The sequence below is a fragment of the Bacillus sp. VA13 genome, from assembly GCF_055710085.1.
In genome coordinates, this window is sequence record NZ_JBVQPP010000017.1 from 1 (window position 1) to 480 (window position 480).

Genomic DNA, 480 nt, shown 5'->3' on the forward strand with positions numbered 1-480 from the left:
CGTTCGTCCTGAGCCAGGATCAAACTCTCCGATAAAGTAGTTTGACTGACTACGCACATCGCTGTGCGATTTTATAAAACATGAATTAACAGGTACGTTTTGTCTTGTTTAGTTTTCAAAGATCATTTCATTTGTTCGCTTTGTTAAAGCAACTTTATTAGTATACAACGCTGCTTCTTTAAAGTCAACAACTTTTTTCTTTTCAATTACACTAACATGTAATTGCTTGGCGGCGTCCTACTCTCACAGGGGGAAACCCCCGACTACCATCGGCGCTGAAGAGCTTAACTTCCGTGTTCGGCATGGGAACGGGTGTGACCTCTTCGCTATCGCCACCAAACAAATTGAGAGTGTTCTCTCAAAACTAGATAACAGGTGTGACATCATTCAAAATGTGGGTTAAGTCCTCGATCGATTAGTATCTGTCAGCTCCATGTGTCGCCACACTTCCACCTCAGACCTATCAACCTGATCATCTTT

2 rRNA genes are annotated in these 480 nt (G+C 42.5%); both read right to left on the bottom strand.

What is annotated here, in order from left to right:
• Window positions 1-224 precede the first annotated feature (224 nt).
• Window positions 225-340 (bottom strand): 5S ribosomal RNA (gene rrf, locus AC0C66_RS21515).
• A 55-nt stretch (window positions 341-395) separates the two neighbouring features.
• Window positions 396-480 (bottom strand): 23S ribosomal RNA (locus AC0C66_RS21520); the annotation flags it as partial.